Origin of the sequence: Sandaracinomonas limnophila (assembly GCF_004005965.1) — a bacterium.
GTDB lineage: Bacteria > Bacteroidota > Bacteroidia > Cytophagales > Spirosomataceae > Sandaracinomonas > Sandaracinomonas limnophila.
The window spans coordinates 104063-125304 of the sequence record NZ_SACY01000005.1 but is presented as its reverse complement, the minus strand read 5'-3'; the positions used below and the strand labels follow the sequence as shown (position 1 = coordinate 125304).

At 35.9% G+C, this 21242-nt stretch carries 16 protein-coding genes; 7 read left to right on the top strand and 9 right to left on the bottom strand.

What is annotated here, in order from left to right; translation table 11 throughout:
- Nucleotides 1-57: 57 nt before the first annotated feature.
- Complete coding sequence (locus EOJ36_RS10620; RefSeq protein WP_127805175.1) at nt 58-327, top strand: DUF6364 family protein; 270 nt, start codon at nt 58-60, stop codon at nt 325-327.
- Nucleotides 308-757 carry a PIN domain-containing protein gene (locus EOJ36_RS10615; RefSeq protein WP_127805173.1) on the top strand — a complete coding sequence of 150 codons (450 nt, stop codon included), beginning with the start codon at nt 308-310 and terminating at the stop codon, nt 755-757. The genes EOJ36_RS10620 and EOJ36_RS10615 overlap by 20 nt, the downstream gene beginning before the upstream one ends.
- Here EOJ36_RS10615 and EOJ36_RS10610 read toward each other — a convergent pair.
- From EOJ36_RS10610 to EOJ36_RS10600, 3 genes are all read right to left on the bottom strand, one after another.
- Nucleotides 730-1452 (bottom strand): nitroreductase family protein, encoded by a 723-nt coding sequence (locus tag EOJ36_RS10610; RefSeq protein ID WP_127805171.1) that lies wholly within the window; start codon nt 1450-1452, stop codon nt 730-732. The genes EOJ36_RS10615 and EOJ36_RS10610 overlap by 28 nt on opposite strands.
- 94 nt (nt 1453-1546) lie before the next feature.
- Entirely contained in the window at nt 1547-3319 is a 1773-nt protein-coding gene (locus tag EOJ36_RS10605; RefSeq protein ID WP_127805170.1) for a RagB/SusD family nutrient uptake outer membrane protein, read from the bottom strand.
- A gap of 23 nt (nt 3320-3342) precedes the next feature.
- The gene (locus EOJ36_RS10600; RefSeq protein ID WP_127805168.1) at nt 3343-6597 is read right to left on the bottom strand and encodes a SusC/RagA family TonB-linked outer membrane protein; all 3255 of its coding nucleotides are present in this window, start codon (nt 6595-6597) and stop codon (nt 3343-3345) included.
- A 195-nt stretch (nt 6598-6792) separates the two neighbouring features.
- On the opposite strand from EOJ36_RS10600, the gene EOJ36_RS10595 reads away from it, so the two are divergent.
- Nucleotides 6793-7362 (top strand): adenylate kinase, encoded by a 570-nt coding sequence (locus EOJ36_RS10595; RefSeq protein ID WP_127805166.1) that lies wholly within the window; start codon nt 6793-6795, stop codon nt 7360-7362.
- A 9-nt stretch (nt 7363-7371) separates the two neighbouring features.
- A complete protein-coding gene (gene obgE, locus EOJ36_RS10590; RefSeq protein ID WP_127805164.1) occupies nt 7372-8358 on the top strand; it encodes a GTPase ObgE in 987 nt (328 codons plus the stop codon).
- Here the strand turns inward: obgE and EOJ36_RS10585 are convergent.
- The 5 genes from EOJ36_RS10585 to EOJ36_RS10565 form a co-directional block, all read right to left on the bottom strand.
- A complete protein-coding gene (locus EOJ36_RS10585) occupies nt 8350-9246 on the bottom strand; it encodes an SDR family oxidoreductase (RefSeq protein WP_127805161.1) in 897 nt (298 codons plus the stop codon). The two genes, obgE and EOJ36_RS10585, sit on opposite strands and share 9 nt — an antisense overlap.
- The gene (hemC, locus tag EOJ36_RS10580) at nt 9243-10172 is read right to left on the bottom strand and encodes a hydroxymethylbilane synthase (protein ID WP_127805159.1); all 930 of its coding nucleotides are present in this window, start codon (nt 10170-10172) and stop codon (nt 9243-9245) included. The genes EOJ36_RS10585 and hemC overlap by 4 nt, the downstream gene beginning before the upstream one ends.
- Before the next feature lie 3 nt (nt 10173-10175).
- A complete protein-coding gene (locus EOJ36_RS10575) occupies nt 10176-11297 on the bottom strand; it encodes a DNA polymerase III subunit (RefSeq protein WP_127805157.1) in 1122 nt (373 codons plus the stop codon).
- Nucleotides 11298-11327: 30 nt separating this feature from the next.
- On the bottom strand, nt 11328-12431 hold the full coding sequence (locus tag EOJ36_RS10570; RefSeq protein ID WP_127805155.1) for a putative sugar nucleotidyl transferase: 1104 nt from the start codon (nt 12429-12431) through the stop codon (nt 11328-11330).
- A 65-nt stretch (nt 12432-12496) separates the two neighbouring features.
- The gene (locus EOJ36_RS10565) at nt 12497-12739 is read right to left on the bottom strand and encodes a type B 50S ribosomal protein L31 (RefSeq protein WP_127805153.1); all 243 of its coding nucleotides are present in this window, start codon (nt 12737-12739) and stop codon (nt 12497-12499) included.
- Nucleotides 12740-13277: 538 nt separating this feature from the next.
- On the opposite strand from EOJ36_RS10565, the gene EOJ36_RS10560 reads away from it, so the two are divergent.
- Entirely contained in the window at nt 13278-15719 is a 2442-nt protein-coding gene (locus EOJ36_RS10560; RefSeq protein ID WP_127805151.1) for a ribonucleoside-diphosphate reductase subunit alpha, read from the top strand.
- A 54-nt stretch (nt 15720-15773) separates the two neighbouring features.
- On the opposite strand, the gene EOJ36_RS10555 is transcribed toward EOJ36_RS10560, so the two are convergent.
- A complete protein-coding gene (locus EOJ36_RS10555) occupies nt 15774-17522 on the bottom strand; it encodes a glycosyltransferase family 39 protein (RefSeq protein ID WP_127805149.1) in 1749 nt (582 codons plus the stop codon).
- 89 nt (nt 17523-17611) lie between these two features.
- On the opposite strand from EOJ36_RS10555, the gene EOJ36_RS10550 reads away from it, so the two are divergent.
- Together EOJ36_RS10550 and EOJ36_RS10545 are read left to right on the top strand one after the other, a co-directional pair.
- Nucleotides 17612-18328, top strand: a complete 717-nt coding sequence (locus tag EOJ36_RS10550) for a lysoplasmalogenase (RefSeq protein WP_127805148.1) — start codon at nt 17612-17614, stop codon at nt 18326-18328.
- Nucleotides 18306-21242 carry an FAD-binding and (Fe-S)-binding domain-containing protein gene (locus EOJ36_RS10545; RefSeq protein WP_127805145.1) on the top strand — a complete coding sequence of 979 codons (2937 nt, stop codon included), beginning with the start codon at nt 18306-18308 and terminating at the stop codon, nt 21240-21242. Before EOJ36_RS10550 ends, EOJ36_RS10545 begins: the two co-directional genes overlap by 23 nt.

Here is a 21242-nt window from a genome sequence, read left to right as displayed (position 1 = left end):
ATACGTATGTTTTTTAAATAAAAAATACGTATATTTGAGAATATATTTAAGGGAATTATGAATATAAAATTAACACTTTCAATTGAGGAAAATGTAATAGAAGCTGCTAAGATGTATGCGAAAGAAAACAACTTAAGCCTTTCCTCAATAGTTGAGAATTTATTAAAATTGACAATTAATACCAAAGAGAAATCTGGAAAAATTGAAATTCCACCAATTGTAAAAAGCTTGAAAGGTAAGTATAAAGGGGCTAAAGTTCTAGATTACAAAAAGGAATTGTCTGATATTTTATTTGATAAATATATAAATGATAAAAGCAATAATTGATTCGGATGTTATAATGGATTTTTTCTTTGAAAGGAAACCATTTGATTGGGAAGCTGAGTTAATTTTGGCCTATTGTGAATTAGGAGATATTAAAGGCTATGTTACTCCTGTTATTGTGAGTAATTTGTATTATTTTTTGCGAAAGCTGAAAAAACATGAACAGGTTATTGCCGATTTAAAACAATTACTTAGGATTTTGGAAGTTGCTGAAATTAACAAAAGTACGATTATGGAGGCATTATCCTCAAAATTTAGTGATTTTGAAGATGCTTTGCACAATTATTCAATTATACCTAATTGTGAAATAAAAGTAATAATTACAAGAAATGAAAAAGATTATAAGTGGAGTAATTACTCCATTCTAACTCCCAAATTATACTTGAAAACTTTTCATAATTTAGATTATACTTCAAACACAACTTCCTCATAAGGTAATCTGTAACGCTCTCCATATACACCTTCTGCAGTACCCTTGCCAACTGCAATAATCATATTGATTTCAGCTCCTGCAGGTAAATTAAGCATTTTCTTTACTCGATTTTTATCAAATCCTTCCATCGGACACGTATCAAATCCCTCTGCTGTAATAGATAACATAAAGGTTTGAGCTGCCAATGCACATGATTTTTGTACCATTACGCGCTGGTCTGCTTTTCCACTTAAACGCATAAATGGTTTTGAAATTCCCATAAAGAAACTCAATGACTTACGAACCAAGGTCATTATACCAATTGGGTCTTGACTGTACAAAAGTGGCATCAATTTACCATAATATTGTAATCCTCTTTTTAGTCTTTTAGGCGTAGTATTGTTTTTTTGATTTTGAATTTGTTCTAAATTGTGTTTCGCACGTACTTTCCATAAATCTTGTCGACCTACAAAAATTACCAAATGTTTTGCCGTTTTTGCTGCTGATTGCCCTAAACAATAATTGGCTAATTCCTTAATTTTCTCTTCATCTTTTACCCAATAAAATTCCCATAACTGCATATTTGAGCTATTGGGAGAAAGAATTGCTCGCTCTAAACTTCTTTGAATGACCTCATTGGGTACTTCAATTTGTGGGTCAAAGTTTCTATTGGATCTTCTTTGGTGAACTAGTTGGTCGAATTCAGATGAAAACATTTTTGAGTTATGGGTTATGAGTTATGAAGTATATAAATTAAAGATAAAAAAAAGAGCCGAGATTCTCGGCTCATTTTGGTGAAATGAAATCTGATTAATAACCAGGATTTTGTTTCAATGTTGGGCTACCACCTTTTTGTGAGTTTAAGATCTCATCATTAGGTAGAGGGAAATATTTGTTTTTGTCAGCAATAGTTTTTCCTGACAAATAACCTCTTTTGTTATAAGTTCTGCCATCAACGTCTTTTCCGTTAACAGACTCTTCTTTCAAATATTTCGTCATGTAAGGAACAACAATTCCCCAACGTACTAAGTCGAAATAGCGATGACCTTCCATGGCAAACTCCAAGCGGTTTTCCATGTAAACAGCGTTTAAAGCATATTCTTTACCTTTAGTTGCAAAGGTTCCTGTTGGATATGGATTAACCAAAGTCTTGATTGAAGCATCTTGAACAGAACCATTTTTAGCACGATTACGAATCATATTTACATATTCTTCAGCCTTATCTAAGCTTCCAACTTGTGCTTCACATTCTGCTAACCATAAAATTACAGATGATAATTTTAATAAACGGTAGTTATTATTAACAGAACGTTTATTTGTAGAGTGTGTTGAACTTCCTTCTTCAGCTAAATAATACATCCATTTCTTGCCAATATATGGACCTGAATAGTTTTGGTTACGAATCCATGAATAACCTGGCATTTGTCCCCAATCTAAGAAGTTTACACCTCTACGGCCCACTGTCCAGTCCAAACGAGGATCAACTGGAGTAGATTTGTTTAAAGTAAATGCATCTGTAGATTTTAAACCTTGGTCATTCGACAAATCAACTGCGTTGTAAGTATCCGCTGTACCATCTTTTTTGTCTCCAATCATTGGTAAACCATCTTCAGTAGTTTTGAAGGCATTTACTAAGTTTTGTGAAGGAAGATAGAATCCACAACATCCACGACCTGGAGAGTTTGCAGAATATGGCCAGTTTAAGTTATCCCCTTGGTTACCATTATTACCAGTAGAACCATCGTTTACAGAGAATTCAACTTCGAAAATTGATTCAGCGTTATTGTTGGTAGCAGTTCTGTAATTATCATGATAGTTCGTTACTAACTTCTTGCCTGAGTTTTTCAACACATCCTCAAGGACTGTTTTTGCAGCTGCAAATTTTCCTTGAAACATATAAGCTTTAGCCAAATAGGTCAAAGCAGCCCATTTAGTTGCTCTACCTTTTTGAGCTTGTGTAGCTGGAAGCACAGCTGCTGCATCAGAGAAATCTTTCTCAATGTTTGCCCAAATATCCTTGTCATTTACAACTTTAGTAGAGTTCGGATCGTCTCTGTTGTAAGTAGCATCATCGATATAAGGTACCATGTTCCACATTTTCTTAGCTTCAAAGTGGTAGTGACCACGTAAGAATTTTGCTTCAGCAATTACTTGAGCTTTTTCAGCATCAGTCATGTCTTTTACATCAGCACTTTTTGCTAATTGAATAGCATCGTTAGAACGTGCTACTCCGTCATAAGAATGTTGCCATTTACCTAAGAAATATGTGTTATCAGAAAGCCAGTTGAATTGCTCAATGTATTCTTGTTCTGGCTGGTCACCAATATCTGTTCCTTTAACAGCATCACCAGAAGTGATTCCACCAAAAACATAATTGGAAATAGTTGATTGACGACCGGTATTTCCAGCGCCCACACCATCTAATAAAGAGTAAGCACCTACTAAAAGTGCATTCACTCCATTCTTGTTACTCAAAGAGGTGATTGATGCCGCCCCTTGAGGTTGTATGTCGAAGAAACTATCCGAGCAGGAAAAGTTCAATCCGACAGCTGCAATGATTGCGAATATTGATATTTTTTTCATTTTATTCTTCAATTTATCGATTATTAAAATCCTACTCTTAAACCAACATTATAAGATTTTGCAGTTGGGAAGGCACCTTCGTCAATACCCATGTGGATATCTGTGTTATCACCACCTGCATTTCTCAAGTTAATTTCTGGGTCTAAACCTTTGTACTTTGTAAAGGTGAACAAGTTTTGTCCTTGAACATAAACCTGAACTGAGCTCAATTTAAGTCTATTCAAAATTGATTTAGGGAAATTATAAGTTAACTGAACATTTTTAATTCTAGTATAAGATCCGTCTTCAACAAAATAAGAAGAGATTTGTTGAGATGTACCATCGTTCGAATCTAATCTTGGTAAGATAGAACCATCACCCGGAGCTCTCCAAGATCTATACAACATGTCTTTAGAACGGTTTCCTTGGAATGTGTTAAAGTCAGTCCAGAATTTAGAATAGTTAAATATCTCATTTCCTTGAACTCCTTGAACGAACACTGCTAAATCCCAATTTTTATATCCTAAACTTAGGTTCAAACCATACGTGAAATCTGGGTGAGGATTACCAATGATGGTTTTATCCGCTGCAGTAATTACACCATCTCCATTTACATCTCTAAACTTGAAACGTCCAATTTTATTATATGAACCAAATTTAGCCCAGCTATCAACTTCCGCCTGTGTATCAAATAATCCGTCGATTACATAACCATAGAAAGATGAAATTGGTAAACCAGCTTTTGTTACAGATATTGCCGGAAGACGAGTTGAGTATCCGAAAATAGATGCCTTTGGATCATCATTCAATTTTACAACATTATTCTTATATTGGCTATATTGTCCACTTACTGAATATCGGAAATCGCCGATTTTATCTCTCCAGGTAACATTTAGGTCAATACCCGTATTGTTTACTTCACCAATGTTTACATAAGGAATAGAAGCTGTTCCTCCAGTTTTTGGAATAGGAACCTGCGTTAACATGTCTGAGGTTGTACGCGTGTACCAGTCAAAATTTACATCCAAACGATTGTTCAACATACTTGCATCAAAACCGATGTTGGTAGATGTGTTGGTTTCCCAACGTCCTGATGTATTTCCAAACTGTGAAATATCGAAGCCAGGTGCAATTGAACTACCTGAACCTGAAATATCGTATGCGTTATTGTTTGGATCTGGTACAAACAAAGTATAAGCATTATAAACGTTAGGAATTAACTGGTTACCAGTTTTACCCCATCCACCTCTAACTTTTAAATCGTTTAAGAAAGTTAAATCTTTCATGAAAGAAAGTTCCGTTAAACGTACACCTAATGAAAATGCAGGGAAAACACCATAACGATAGGCAGGAGAGAAACGAGATGAACCATCGCGACGAATCGTAAAGTCAGCTAAGAAAATATCTTTGTACGAGTAATTAGCCTTTGCAAATTGAGAATACAAGGCTGTGATTAAAGCACCAGAACCAGCATTTGATAGACCTGCAGCAGAACCCATGTTCAAATAACGATAGGTCATGTCGTCAAAAGCAAAGTTAGATCTTGCAGCATTGAAACCAAATGAATAAGTAGAAACAGCTTCAGTACCAGCTAAAACACCGATGGTATGATCGCCAATTGTTTTGTTGTAAGTCAAGGTATTGTACCAAGTGATTGCACGGTCATAGTTATTATAAACAGTTAAGCTGTTTGCTGAACGCGGTTCTGCAGCTTCAATATCTCTGTTTAAATATTGTGAGAAGTTTGAGTTATTGTACTCAAAACCTAAACTTGTTCTGAATTTTAAATCTTTTAAGATTTTGTATTCCAAAAACACATTACCAAACATGTGGGTACCATAAGTAATGTTATCTTTTTCTCTCCACTGTCTTGCTAATGGATTGGGTGCATTACCTAAGTTAGATCCTCTTGAACCTGCAAAACCATTCAGGTCAGATGTATTTGTACCACCTAAGCCTCTTGGTCCACCTGTAATATCAAATACGGGAATAATTGGTTGTACACGAATCGCAAAGGTAATTGGGTTAGATTCACTGTTGTTACCTGAAGGAACACCAACTCTTGCATCATAAGAAACCGTAAAGTTTTCTCCGAAAGTTAAATTACCTCTAGTGAATTCTGTGTTAGCACGAATTGAATAACGCTTGTAACTAGTGTATTTCAAAATACCATCTTGGTTGAAATAACTTCCAGAGATTGCATATTTACCATATTTTGAACCTCCTGTTGCTCCAATTTGGTAATTAGAGATTTTAGCTGGGCCAAAAATTTCATGCTGCCAATCTGTACCTTGCTTGTTTGCTTTTGTAATATTGAAAGCAGTTTTACCTAATGCAGGGTCTGCAATATCATTGGTGTAGGTATAATTCGCAGGAAGGTCACCATACACGTTCGGATAAATGTAGTCTGCAATTGTTTGGTTACCACTTGGATCAAAACGGTATTGGGCAGAAGGAGAGGTACCTGCAGGTTTTCCTGCTCCAATTTCAGATTCATAATAGAATCTACCTAATTCTTGTGTATTCAATAAATCAAGAGTCTTGCCAACAGTTTGTGTTCCTGTGTACATATCAAAGTTGATTTTTGGCTCACCTTCGCCACCACGCTTGGTCGTAATGATTACCACACCATTCGCTGCACGAGCACCATAGATAGAAGCTGCAGATGCATCTTTTAATACCTGCATCGACTCGATATCATTTGGATTGATTTGGTTCAAAGTTCCTTGTGTTGGTACTCCATCGATGATGTATAGCGGAGAGTTGTTGTTGATGGAACCGAATCCACGAACACGAACCATTGTACCACCACCTGGTGAGTTGTCGTTACCAACTGTAACACCAGAGGCACGTCCTTGCAACATTTGGGTTACAGAAGCGGCAGGCAATGCAGTTAATTCTTTAGAACCAACAACTGCTACAGCACCGGTAATGTCTTTTTTACGCTGTGCGGTGTAACCAGTGACAACTACTTCGTTTAATTGGCTAACATCTTCTGCTAAAATAACTTTTACAGATGCTTGAGAACCAACAGCAACAGATTTAGTTAAATAACCAACTGAACTAACTTGTAATTCCGATGAATTATTTTTTACATTGATTGAAAAGGAACCATTGACATCGGAGGTTGTTCCGGTGGTTGTACCTTTCAATAAAACAGATGCTCCTGGGATCCCTTGTCCCTTGTCATCCAAAACAGTTCCAGAGACTTTTCGGTCTTGTCCGAACGAAATCCAGGATACCATTAAAAAAACGGCAATTAAAGCTGCCAGCTTTTTTGAGTAAAGATGGTGTTTCATAGATAATTGTTTAAAAGTGTTTAAATTGTTAATCTCCAAATTAGTTTATTTTGTCGACTATCCAAATAAATTTTATGTAAATTTTGTGTAAAGAAATCTGAAAAAAATGCAATTATTTTACATGATTTACCTTTATTTTTAATTTAAACCACTATTTTGTACCTTTGCAACCTATTATTCCTCATAATTCATAAAATGATAAATTTAGTTTTGTTTGGCCCTCCGGGTGCAGGTAAAGGAACTCAATCCGAAAATATTATTCAAAAATTTGGCTTAATCCATTTGTCAACTGGCGATTTACTTCGTGCTGAAATAGGAGCTGGAACAGCGCTTGGATTGGAGGCAAAAAAATTAATGGATCAGGGGATCCTGGTGCCAGATGCCGTAGTAATTGGGATGATTGAAAATAAAATCAATGACAATAAAACTGCTCCTGGATTTATTTTTGATGGTTTTCCACGTACTGTCGCACAGGCAGAAGCTTTGGATCAAGTGTTAGCAAAACATGATTTAGAAATCACTACCATGATTGCCCTAGAGGTAAACGAGGAGGTTTTAACAAGTCGTTTGTTAGAAAGAGGAAAAACTTCTGGTCGCCCTGATGACCAAAACGAAGAGTTGATTCGCAAACGTGTGCAAGAATACAATAACAAAACTGCTCCAGTAGCAAATTACTACTTAGGACAACATAAATTCAATTCGATCAATGGTATAGGCGAGATTGATCAAATCTTTGCTGAAATTGTTGCCATTTTAGAATCTTAATACAAAGGAATGACTTCCAACTTTATTGATTACGTAAAAATTAATCTTCGCTCAGGCAAAGGTGGTTCAGGTTCAATGCACTTTCGTCGTGAAAAACACGTACCCAAGGGTGGACCCGATGGAGGAGATGGGGGCCGTGGCGGACATATCTATTTAGTTGGAAATGCTCAACATTGGACTTTATTGCACCTTAAATACCAAAAACATATCATTGCAGACAATGGTAAAGGTGGAGAAGGAGGTAGAAGAACTGGTGCACAAGGCGAGGATGTATATATTGAAGTGCCTTTGGGTACAATCGTTCGTGATGCAGAAACCAATGAACAAATTGCAGAAGTAACATCAGCTGGTGAAAAAGTGTTGTTACTGCCTGGTGGAAGAGGAGGTTTAGGGAATCAACATTTTAAATCTTCAACTAATCAAGCTCCTCGACACGCCCAACCCGGTGAACCTGGTCAAGATATTTGGGTAGTTATGGAATTGAAGGTTTTGGCAGACGTGGGTTTAGTTGGCTTTCCTAATGCAGGTAAATCAACATTGCTTTCAGTGATGTCGGCCGCAAAACCAGAAATTGCAGATTATCCATTTACAACCTTAGTACCTCAATTAGGTGTTGTAGAGTATCGCGATTATAAGTCGTTTATTATGGCAGATATTCCTGGTATTATAGAGGGAGCTGCCGAGGGAAAGGGTCTTGGCACTCGCTTTTTGCGTCATATTGAACGAAATTCAATCCTTTGCTTCGTTATTCCTGCTGATGCAGAAGATTGGGGTAAGACCTATAAAATCTTATTAAAGGAGCTTAAAAAGCATAATCCAGACCTTGCAGATAAACAAAAGATCATTGTGATCTCAAAAATGGATTTATCGATTCCAGAAATGGAAGCCGAAATTCGAGCTTCATTACCTAAAAAATTACCAGTCCAATTTATTTCTGCAATTAAGCAAGAGGGAATTCAGGAATTGAAGGATGTGATTTGGAAAACATTAAACTAGTTGCGCAGCAACTAATTTAATTCCTTCTTCAAAACTATGTGGCTCATAACCTAACACCATTCTTGCCTTACTGATATCAAATCCTGTTCTTGGTGGACGCTTTGCCTTTTGTGTAAACGTGCTAGAATCGGCTATTTGAATTAAGGATTTATCTAATTTGAAGAAATCGGCTGTTTTTATGGCCATTTCATACGGGGTCAGGAAGTCTTTTCCAGAAATATTGAAAATTCCTTCCGCTTCCTTTTGAACAATTAGCCAACAACCCATGGCTAAATCTTCAGCAAGGGTAGGAGTTCTAAATTGATCAGTTACCACTTTTATCTCTTTTCCGTCTTCCAACGATTTTTTAACCCATAAAATAATGTTGGTTCTACTCATATCTGCAACAATCCCGAAAACTAATACAGTCCTTGCTATTGCCCAGCGAGTTTTTGAAGCGATGATGATTTCTTCTGCCTTTAACTTACTTTCACCATAAATGGAAATTGGATTAGCTTTTGCATTTTCATCGTATGGTCCATTTTCTCCATCAAAAATGAAGTCTGTCGACAAATGACACAAGAAGGAATTGTATTTTGAACAAGCTTCTACCAAATATTTAACCGCAGTTACATTTAATAATTCACATCCGGCCTCATCCTCTTCACATTGGTCCACATTGGTCATGGCAGCGGTGTGAATGACATGTGTGGGTTGATGTTGTTTAAAGACGCGTTGAATATCTGTGGGATTTGTGACGTCCATCGACTCAAAAATATATCCATTTTTGTCTGGTAATCGATTTTCACCAACGGCAGTTGCAATTAGTTCAACTTCTTTTTTGCCTTTCAATAATTGAACTAATTTTTGACCTAATAATCCGTTTGAACCTGTGATAAGTAATTTCATTCGTTTGAGTTCGATTTAATTTCTCTTAATATTTCTTTAGCACCTTTTGAAATGAGGTCTTTGGCTACTTTTTGGCCCAATTCAATGGAATTCTGTCCAATCATTGCACTTTCAATATGTTGGCCACCATCTAGGGATAAAACACCTGCCTTTAAATGTATTTCTTTTCCTTCCTTCCAAGCATGTCCATAAACAGGTACGCTACAGCCCCCCTCTAATTCAAATAATAAAGATCTTTCTGCCAAAATACATTCTTCCGTCTCGAGGTCGTTGCAGGCCAATCTAATTTTTTCTTTTAATACAATTTCTAAGTTAACTGAAGTTTGAATTGCAACAGAACCTTGTCCAACAGCTGGTGTAAACTGGTCTATTGGAAAATGTTTTACGATATATTGTTCCATTTCCATGCGATGCACGCCAGCATAGGCTAAAAGCATGGCATCACATGTTCCATTTTTTAATTTTTCTAATCGAGTTTGTAGGTTTCCACGCATTTCTACAAGGTTATGCTGCGGATATTTTGCCTGCATAATTGCCCTTCTTCGCGTGGAGGAACTTCCTATAGTTTTACTCGATGATTGCTCTAAATCAAAATCTGGATCTAGACTCAATAGAACATCATGCGCCTTTTCTCTTGCTGTGAAAGCTATGAGTTCTAAATCATTCGGTAGGTGAGAAGGTAAATCTTTTGCGGAATGTTGGGCAATATGAATTTCGCCATTTCGCAGCATTTCTTCTAATTCTTCTGTGAAAACACCTTTTGAGCCAATTTTTGATAAAGAACGGTCTAAAATTTGATCACCTTTGGATAAAATGGCAATCAGTTCATAGCTCATTCCAAACTCTTCCAGTCGCTTTCCCACCCAATGTGCCTGCCAAAGTGCGAGTGCAGAATTTCGAGTTCCAATTTTTATATGCGTTTGCATGAATTAACTGTTGAAATATCTAATGAGGTTCAAGGATAGGTCCAAATGCAGCATTTTAGCTCGCGCATTGCGCTCCAATTGGTAATATACTTCTGAAAATTTTGATAAAAATTTCTCTAACAACTCAGGTTTAATCGTTTTTGCAAAATTTTGAATGAAACTTCTTTCCTTGTCATAAGCTTTGACTAACTCAGAGTTACCTGACCATTCATATAAACTTTGTCTAAATATATAAAGTCCATACTCAAGCAAGGCCTTTTGGTCTTCCTTACTCATTTTATCGTATTGCTCAGATAGGCCGACTAAAGTTTTGAAATTTCTTCGATAAACCGCTCGCATCCATTCAATGAAGAATTTAGCCATTTCCATGTTTTCGGTTTCAGCCTTTTCAAGGGCTAAGGAAACATTACCTTCGCTAGCCACAACTATTTGAAAGGCTTTGTCTTCCTCGATTTGGAATTTTTTTGACAAATATTCAGACAATATTTCCTCCTCAATCATCGGAATGTTTATTCGTTGGGTACGCGAGAGGATGGTAATTAATAATTTCTGAATGTCGGTGGTGACTAATATAAAAATGGTATTACTTGGGGGCTCTTCCAAAGGTTTTAGTAGAGCATTTCCAGATTCCATATTGAAGGCCTCTGGCATCCAAATCAATACGATTCGATTCGGAGCCTCATAAGGCTTAATACTTATTTTGGAGTAAATTTTTCTTGTTTCTCGGGCAGGGATTAAACCTTGTTTGTTACCTTCGGCTCCTGCAAAAATCATCCAATCTGCGAGTGTTCTGTAGGGACTTTCTTGAATAAATTCCCTCCACTCAATTAAGAATAGGTCAGATTCTGGCTCGGTTATTTTTTTTGTGGTAAAGGTTGGAAAAACATAGACAACATCTGGATGGATTCCCTTTTTTAGCTTTTGACAAGATGGACACACACCGCAACTATCAGTTTCGGTTTTATTCGGACAAAATAAATAGGATATATAGGCCAATGCAATGCCCAATTGAGCACCTCCTGCAGGTCCATGAAAAAGCTGAGCGTGGGCGATATGGTTATTTCGAACCCCTTGAATCAAAAGGTTTTTAGTATTTGCTAAGCCAGGGATTTCTTGGAACTGCATGATTTTATTTGAATACGAATTTCGGAAAGTTTAGACCTCTTTCCAAATTTCATGTATTCGTTTTCGGGCCTTTTCTGACAAATTTTCTCCTTTGGCTATTGACCAAGTAGTTGCAATTTCAATAGCTTTTTTCAGTTTAAATTTTGAAAATTGGGGGGCTTGACCCCAGGTAAAAGCTGGAATGTATTTTTCTGGAAATTGGTGACTAGTTATATTGCAATGTGAGCCAATGCTTGTGGCGGTGTTAAATTGTGTTCCAATCCCTGTGGTGATGTAGTCGCCTGTAATTAGTCCAATAGATTTTACAGAGGTTTGTCGGAAAGATTTGGTAGAATAATCGTAAAGTGAAATATTTTTCAAGTCGTTTCTTACATTTGAAGAATTGCTTAGGGCTCCAAAATTACAAAATGATCCAATGACAGAATTCCCCAAGTAGCCATCGTGGGCTTTATTGGAATGTGCATGAAGGATAGAGTAGCTTATTTCTCCCCCAACCTTACAATTTTCACCGATGGTGGTGAAAGGACGAATTTTTGCCCCCAAATTAGTAATGGAGTTTTTCAAAAGTGCCGCTGGACCTTGAATCAAACTCCCAATTTGTATCTCAACCCCTTCTCCCACATAAATAGGGCCTTTGCTTGCATCCAAAATACTACCTTTGATGGTTGCGGTTGGATGAATAAAGCAATGGCTTGGTTCAATGATTTGATTGCCAAGTTCTCTAAGTTTAGATAGATCAAAAGCTTCAGGTCTGATTTCTTTCGGTAAATATTCCTTTTGATAGGTTAAAATATCCTCTGGAAATTCAATTAAATGCGCCTCACTGATTTGTATTTTGGTGGTTATTTGCTGGCGGTTGCCACGGAAGGCTACTAATTGATTGTTTTTGTATAGTCCTTCACCTGTCCGAAGATTTTTTAGGGTAGGAAGGTAGGATTCTTGGGGTAAAAGGCTTCCTAAGATTTGGAGACAGTTTTCATCTCTAGGTTCTTGAATAATGTCAAATTCTTTTGCCCATTTTTGGGAAATGGTTGAAGTGCCTAGTATGATTTCACTTAACGGTCTATGATCGCAAATTGGGCGCAATTGCTCAATAAGTTGAGGGTCATTAAATAGGTATAGTGAATTTGCCATGATGCAAGGTAATAAAAAAAGCCCTTACATATAAATGCAAGGGCTTCCTTATCAATTTCTTGATATTATTTTTTCGCGTAACGCTTGTTAAATTTGTCAACGCGACCAGTAGTATCCAATAATACGTTTTTACCAGTATAGAATGGATGGGATTGAGATGAAACCTCAATTTTGAAAACTGGGTATGTTTTTCCTTCGAATTCAGTAGTTTCTGTGGTGTTTACACAAGAACGAGTTACAAACTTATAATCAGCTGATAAATCGTGGAATACTACTTCTTTGTATTCTGGGTGGATGTCTTTTTTCATTTGTTTGTTTTTTCGGACGATTCCCTGCCGTCTGTTTAATTTATTAATCACAATATGGGGGAACACATATTGTCTGAATTGGGTTGCAAAATTAGGTAAATTATTTTTACATTCAAAATAAATTTTGGACTAAAATGCAAGAGAAATTCTATAAAAAGTTATCCACAAAAAAGTTTAAAATATTTTTATTGGATTTTTCCGAGGTGACAATCTCTTAATGAACTGACTACTCGATACTTGCTTTGTGCATTTCAAATACGTACTATTTTCTGTTAAATTTTGGTAAAAAAAATGTTTGCAATAGGTGTAGTTTTTTTCTAATTTTACTCTGCGCCTAAACGCTAGTAGTGATTCAATTGCTAGTGTAATCAAAGCCTAAAAAAATAACCCAAATCCTCGATACTTACTATTTTGAGCGTCGGAGGTATTTTTCTAAATTTTTGAGTACGAAAATTTATGAGAAATTGTATTGTCTAACCCTAAACCCTTTAAATTTATATTTAAATAATGTTTTTTATCATATCATTCAACGAAGCAAATGTTTGTAATTAAAAGAGACGGTCGTCGCGAGTCAGTTAAATTTGACAAAATTACCGCAAGGATTGAAAAGTTGTGTTACAGCTTAGATCCTTATTTTGTTCAACCTTTAGAGGTGGCTCGAAAAGTAATTACTGGTCTATACGATGGTGTTAAAACTACCGAGTTAGATAACCTTGCAGCAGAGACAGCTGCATCGCTTACAACCAAGCACCCAGACTATGCTGTTTTGGCTGCACGTATTGCTATTTCAAATTTGCACAAAAACACGTTGAAGTCGTTTTCTGCAACCATGAAACGTCTTTTTACGTATGTAGATCCAAAGACTGGGCAAAATGCTGCTCTTTTGTCGAAAGAAGTTTATGATGTAATCAAAAATAATGCCGTTGCGTTGGATGAGGCTATTATATATGATAGAGATTTCGGATATGACTATTTTGGATTTAAAACCTTAGAAAAATCGTACTTATTAAAGTTGGATGGACAAATTGCTGAGCGCCCTCAACACATGTTGATGCGTGTAGCGGTTGGTATTCACGGTGCAGATATAGAAGCTGCAATTGATACCTACAACTTGTTGTCGGAGCGTTGGTTTACGCATGCAACCCCAACTTTATTCAATGCAGGTACTCCAAAGCCTCAGATGTCGTCTTGTTTCTTATTAACTATGCAAGATGATTCAATTGAAGGAATTTATGATACCTTGAAACAAACTGCTAAGATTTCTCAATCTGCTGGTGGTATTGGTTTGAGTATTCACAATATTCGTGCAACAGGATCATATATTAAAGGAACTAATGGTACATCAAATGGTATCATTCCAATGTTGCGCGTATTCAACGACACAGCACGTTATGTTGATCAGGGGGGTGGTAAGCGTAAAGGTAGCTTTGCGATCTATATGGAGCCATGGCATGCTGATATTTTTGAATTCTTAGATTTGAAAAAGAATCACGGAAAAGAAGAACTTCGTGCACGTGATTTGTTCTATGCACTTTGGATACCAGATTTATTCATGAAGCGTGTAGAAAGTAATGAGGAGTGGTCTTTATTCTGTCCACATGAGTGTCCGGGATTAGCAGATACGTATGGTGATGAGTTTGAAGCTTTATATAATAAATATGAGTTAGAAGGCAAGGCAAGAAAAACAGTTAAGGCTCAAGAGTTGTGGTTTAAGGTTTTAGAATCTCAAACTGAAACAGGTACACCTTATATGTTGTATAAAGACCATGCCAACAATAAGTCTAACCAAAAGAATTTGGGTACAATAAAGTCCTCAAACCTTTGTACTGAAATCTTAGAATATACTTCTAAAGATGAGGTAGCCGTATGTAATTTGGCATCTTTAGCCTTACCTAAATATGTTCGCCAGAACGATAACGGTAATCTTGTTTTTGATCACCAACGTTTATACGAGGTAACTAAAACAGCTACTAGAAACTTGAACAAGATTATTGATGTTAATTATTATCCTGTTCCTGAAGCTAGAAATTCAAATTTACGCCATAGACCTATTGGTTTAGGAGTTCAAGGTTTAGCTGATGTGTTCATTATGTTGCGTATGCCGTTTGAGTCTGAAGAAGCAAAACAATTGAATAAAGATATTTTTGAAACCATCTACTTTGCGTCTATGGAAGCTTCTATGGAATTAGCGAAGGTGGAAGGTCCGTACTCAACTTGGGAGGGATCGCCAATTTCAAAAGGCGTGTTCCAATTTGATATGTGGAACGTGACACCAACATCAGGTAACTGGGATTGGGAGAATTTGCGCAAACAGGTTGTGGAAAATGGTGTGAGAAACTCGTTATTAGTTGCTCCAATGCCAACAGCATCTACTAGTCAAATTTTAGGAAATAACGAGTGTTTTGAGCCATATACTTCTAATATCTACTCTCGTCGAGTACTTTCAGGAGAATTTGTGGTGGTAAATAAGCATTTGTTGAAAGACTTGATTAAATTGAACTTGTGGAATGAGACCATGAAGAATAAGTTGATTTCAGCTAACGGATCGGTTCAGAATATTCCTGAAATTCCACAAAATATCAAAGACCTTTACAAAACTGTTTGGGAAATTAAGCAAAAGACCATTTTGGAAATGGCTGCAGATCGTGGTGCTTATATTTGCCAATCTCAAAGCTTAAATATCCATATACAAGATATTAACTTTGGTAAACTGACTTCAATGCACTTCCACGCATGGAAATTAGGTTTGAAAACGGGTATGTATTACTTAAGAACTAAAGCAGCTGCTGATGCAATTAAGTTTACCGTTGAAAAGCAAGCAGAGCCTGCTATTGAACAAACCAATGAGGTGCAAGAAACAGAATTGCAATATGGGCAATATGCAGCTAATGCAGCAGCATCGTTTAGCGATGAGCAAAATAGATCTGATATGGCCTGCTCATTGGATAATCCTGAAGCGTGTGAGGCTTGTGGCTCTTAAGCATACTTGAATTTTAAAATCAAAAAAAGGAGGTTGAAAAACCTCCTTTTTTTGTTACCAATCTTTTAAGTATAAATTATTTTTAAATTGATAGATAATATTTTTTTTACCACTAGGTTTTTGTAAAATAATTTTATCAAGATTCATCGTGTCAATTTTCTGATAAATTGTTTGGTCTACATTATGTAAATACAAATTCATGTATTGTGCAACTTGAACCGAATGATGTGGAGTTTCAATATCAAATTTGGTTGGTTTGAATACAAATGATGGATAGATCAAAGTATCTCCTTTCTGATAGTTCTTTAGAATCGTTTCCTTTGCCAATAGATATTCGTTTTTAGTTCTCGGTGTGCTCCATGAATAAAAATACGGCTCCATTTTATCCCTATAAATGTTATGAACTAGTTCTACGGAAGAAAGAGTTGTACAAATTAACAATAGTGTTAATAACAATTTTTGATCTTTGTTTTGTGTTTCGAAAACCTTGACTAAAAATATGCTGCCGAAAATACTACCAAAAACATAAGAATATCCAGCGTATTTTGCCATAACACGAAAAGTGTTTCCATCTAAATATGCGAATAAAAATAAACCTAAAAATGAGAATAAATAGATTGCAATAGAATAATTTTCAGCATTATTTGAAGGTTTTAATAAAGCAAAGTTTGTTGAAATTAAAACTCCAAGTAAATAGATAATCAAAAAGGAAATCGAATGGTTACTTGTGAATCCAGACAATAGGATAAAAAAAATGATATCTAAAACAATAATAAAATTTGGATTATTTTTGAAAAAATCTTGTTTTCTCGAATAAGCAGAACCTATGATAAATAAAAAAGTAAATAAATAATTCTTTTTGCCAAATACATCAAAGGCTAATCTGTCGAAGAATAAATTTGACATTGAAATGACCTTTGCCAGTTGAAGCGTTACATTTTTTATACTAAAAACTTGTAGCCATTCTCCACCATTGCCACTTTGCGCCACATAATTATAAAATTGTTTGCTTACCTCTATGGAATGAAAAGAATAGAGTCCCCCAGGGCTCATCAGCCATAGGCACATACCTAGGATAGGAAAACTTGCCGCTAAAAGGTACTTGAAAAAATTAGCTTTAAAATTGTTCCAGTTGAAAATCAACAAAAATAAAAATTGAAAGATAAATAATATGAAAATGGAATAATGAGTCATTAGAGTTAATAATGAGACAATTCCAAAAATAACAAAGGGTTTTAATTTTTTTGAAGGCTCTGCTTTTAAGCAATTGAGAAAGTAATAACTTGACAAAACACTAAACAGAAAAACCAAAGAGTAAGTTCTAGCAACCTGAGAATAGGAAACAAGAAAAGGAGAAATAGCCAATAAAAATATACTTAACAAGCCAACAAGTTTAGACTTTAATTGGTTTTTGCAAAAGTAAAAAACACTAATGAGAAGACCCATATTAGTTATGACAGAAAAGTAACGCAATCCCCAATCTTCATAACCGAATATTTTAACCCAATAGTGAATTAAAATATTAAAAAGCAAACCACTTCCATTATCCCTTCTAGCCATGGCGGACATCAAGTCCGAAAAACTATTACTAGGAAGCCAATCTTTATTTGTAAAAAAAGGTTGATTTAAAAAACCTTGAAGTCCACCTTCTTGATAAATGTAATTTGAACTAAGCAGTGTATAAAATTCATCACCTCCAATTGAAAATGTATCTAGATTTTTGATACGCAATAAATAAGCAATTAGTAAAATGCAAAGGAATAAGCCGAAATAAATTACGTTTTTTAGTGAATTAGAGCGCATTAAATGGGATAGTTTATACAAATATAAAAAAATATATGTATGTTAAGGAAATTTGTAAATTGCATTTCATGCTGAATTAATTTAAACCAATGCTTGAAAATATTAGTAAATTCAGATTTTTGACTTTATACGTTTTTGTTGCAATTCTCGAGTTGTTAATTGATTCTTTCGTTTTGCCTACAGAATCGTTAAGGTTTTTCACAAAACCTGCTTTAATGCTCTTATTGATTTTTTTTGTGATCGACAACCTGCAAAAAAATGAAAGATCTAAAATAATTTATGCCTTATTTTTTGCGTGGTTAGGCGATGTATTTCTGCTATTTTCAGCACCAATTTTTTTTCCATTAGGTTTACTAAGTTTTTTGGTAATGCAAATAATTTATATTCGAATGTTTCGTGAAGAGTTATTTGGCTTTTCAAAAAACCTACTTTTGAATTTAATTATGCTCATTTTGATTTTGGTTTATGTACTATTTTTGCTAAAAATATTATGGCCTGGAGTTTCAACAGAACTTTCAATTCCCGTAGTTGTTTATGCCTTAGCTTTGGGTTCTATGGCCTATTTTGCGTTTTTAAGGAAAGCTGTTGCAAGTAATTTAAATTTTAAACTAGTTTTCGTCGGAGCCATTTTATTTGTCATTTCCGATAGTTTATTGGCTATTAATAAATTTTATCAAAGCTTTTCAGGAAATTCTTTTTGGGTAATGGGCACTTATATCCTTGCACAATTGTTACTAAGCGTAGGTTTGGTTAACTTTGCAATTTGCAAACGATTAGATATTCATGAGTCCGGAAAGTATAATTAATCACCAGTTAAGTTTATTGTCTGAACAAATTCAAGGTTCTCTTTACACAGATACCGTGATGAAAACCTTGTATGCCACAGATGCCTCTGCGTATCGAGAAATGCCTTTGGCAGTGGCCATTCCGGAAACCTTAGAGGATATTGAAAAAATAATTCGTTTTGCAGATCAATATCAATTACCTATTATTCCAAGAACTGCAGGTACTTCATTGGCAGGTCAGGTAGTGGGAAAAGGAATTATTGTAGATGTTTCCAAACATTTTACAAAAATTTTAGAGGTAAACAAGGAGCAATCTTACGTTTGGGTAGAGCCAGGCGTAGTACGCGATGTGTTGAATGTAGAATTGAAAAAGCATGGATTATTTTTTGGTCCAGAGACATCAACAGCAAATCGTGCCATGATTGGTGGAATGGTAGGAAATAATTCTTGCGGTTCTAACTCAGTAGTTTACGGCTCAACGCGTGACCATGTTTTAGAAATCGAAGGCTTCCTTTCAGATGGAACATTTGTTCATTTCAAAAGAGAAAATCCTCATGAAACATTAAAGTCGTTGCCTACAGGAAGTAGATTACATCAGATCTATCAAAAAACCATTCAAGAAATCGGACAAAAGGCAGTTATTCAAGAAATAAATGATGAATTTCCAAAGCCTAGTATTGATCGAAGAAATACAGGTTATGCCCTAGATTTTATTGCCAATTCGGATGCCTTTGACGGAGGAACACTCCCTTTTAATTTCTGTAATTTATTAGCAGGTTCAGAAGGAACCCTTTGTTTCGCAACCAAAATTAAATTACATGTAGATGCTCAGCCTCCTGCTCATTTGGGATTGGTTTGTGCACATTTTAATACGATTGATGAAGCTTTACGAGCAAATTTAATTGCCTTGAAATTTGATCCATCCGCTTCTGAATTGATGGATCATTACATCTTGGAATGTACCAAGGCAAATCCGGAACAAAGACAAAATAGATTTTTCGTTGAAGGAGATCCTGGAGCTATTTTAGTTGTTGAACTTCGTTCTGATGATCCAATTGATTTAGAAAAAAAGGCCAAAGAGTTAGAGCAGGCAATGTTGGCGGAGAATTTGGGTTATCATTTTCCTTATGTTACAGGTGCCAATGTGAAGAAGGTCTGGGATTTGAGAAAGGCAGGATTAGGACTTTTGTCAAATTTGCCAGGGGATGAAAAGGCCGTGGCGGTAATTGAAGATACGGCTGTAGATGTAAATGATTTACCTGCTTTTATTGCGGAATTCAATGAGATTTTGGCTGAAAATAATTTGTATTGTGTACATTATGCTCATGCAGGTTCGGGAGAATTACACCTTCGACCAATCATAAATCTTAAAACAAAATCGGGACATGAATTGTTCCGAACCATTGCAGAGGAGATTGCCAAATTAGTAAAAAAATATAAGGGCTCACTTTCAGGAGAACATGGTGATGGACGTTTGCGAGGAGAATTTATTCCTTGGATGGTGGGGGAAAAGAATTATGAATTGATGCGTCAATTGAAGTCGTGGTGGGATCCTAAAGGGATTTTTAATCCCAATAAAATTGTGGATACGCCTCCAATGGACTCATTTTTACGCTATGAGGCTGGGCAAGTAACACCAGAATTTAAAACTGCATTTAGATATACAGATCAAGATGTTTTGCAGCATGCCGAGCAATGCAATGGTTCTGCAGATTGTAGAAAAACTCCTGTTTCTGGTGGCACGATGTGTCCGTCATTTATGGCAACCAGAAATGAAAAAGAAACTACGCGTGCTCGTGCCAATATTTTAAGAGAATTTTTAACCAAATCTACACAGCCAAATCGATTTGCACATGATGAGATTAAGGAAGTGATGGATTTGTGTTTGGCATGTAAGGGCTGTAAGTCTGAATGTCCATCTAACGTGGATGTGGCTAAATTGAAAATGGAGTTTTTGTACCAATACCAAAAAGAAAAGGGTTTGCCATTGAGAAGTTGGTTGGTTGGAAATTTTGCCAATATTTCTGCCATTACTGCTAAAATTCCTAGCCTTTATAATGTGATTATGGGTACTCCATGGATTAGAAGAATTTCTAATACTATGGTCGGATTTCATCCAGAGCGAACCATGCCCTTGATGGCAAAACAAACGCTTCGGAGTTGGTTGAACCAACGAAAATCAGTGGCATCTGTGGTCCCATCTGCACCTTCTCTGGTTCTATTCCTTGATGAATTTACCAATTACAACGATGTAGAGGTTGGGCAAAAAGCAGTATTATTATTGGAGAAGTTAGGCTATGAGGTGAAAACTGTCAATCACCCAATTTCTGGTAGAGCTTATTTATCGAAGGGGATGTTGGATGAGGCCAAAGAAATTGCCAATAAAAATGTTCGTTTGTTTGCTGATATAATTACTTCCGATATGCCTTTGGTGGGTATTGAACCTTCTGCTTTATTGACTTTTAGAGATGAGTATCCTGATTTGGTTTCGGAAGAATTGATTGAAAAAGCTAAAAATTTAGCTAAAAACGCCTATTTATTAGAAGAGTTTTTGGCTCTAGAATTAGAAGCAGGTCGAGTAAATAAATCGGCATTTACATCAGAAAAACGGTTATTGAAATTACACGGACATTGTCAGCAAAAATCAATTTCCAATTTAGTTTCAGCTAAAAAAGCCTTGTCATTGCCAGAAAATTATGAAGTTCAATTGATACCTTCTGGATGTTGTGGAATGGCAGGTTCTTTTGGGTATGAAAAGGAGCATTACGATTTGTCGATGCAAATAGGGGAGTTGGTTTTATTTCCAACAGTTCGTTCGCAGCCTGAAGAGGTGATTATTGTGGCTTCAGGTACAAGTTGTCGTCATCAAATACATGACGGTACGCAGCGCAGAGCACTGCATACCGCAGAGGTTTTGTTTGATGCATTAGTGTAA